At 43.4% G+C, this 327-nt stretch carries 1 pseudogene; it reads right to left on the bottom strand.

Features of this window, described 5'->3' with window-relative positions:
• Positions 1–244, bottom strand: a pseudogene (locus tag AB4512_RS24115) (C4-dicarboxylate ABC transporter); the annotation flags it as partial.
• Positions 245–327 lie beyond the last annotated feature (83 nt).

Raw genomic sequence — 327 nt, 5'->3', positions numbered from 1 at the left:
ACACAAATTGAATCGTACCCTTAGCAGCCAGCTCTACGATGTCGTTTTCTGTACCCAGTTGACCGTAGTAATAGATGCGAACACGGATGTCGCCATCAGATTCCTTCTTAATCACTTCCGCAAATTTTTGCGCATAGATGTCTTGAACGTCTGTTTTGTCCTCTTCTGAAGCAAACTTCCATGTTTCGGCATGAACGCCAAAAACCATGCTCAAACTTAGCAGTGCTACGCCTAATCGTTTCATCCTATCTTTCCTTTTTATTATCCTAATTACACGCTGATGACCTTGGTCACTTCACGCGCTTCAGTTTTGGCTGTGTCGACAAT

This window comes from Vibrio sp. 10N.222.52.B7, from assembly GCF_041474275.1.
In the GTDB taxonomy this organism is placed as follows: domain Bacteria; phylum Pseudomonadota; class Gammaproteobacteria; order Enterobacterales; family Vibrionaceae; genus Vibrio; species Vibrio crassostreae_C.
The sequence above is the reverse complement of the archived record's forward strand: the minus strand, read 5'-3'. Positions and strand labels throughout refer to the sequence as shown.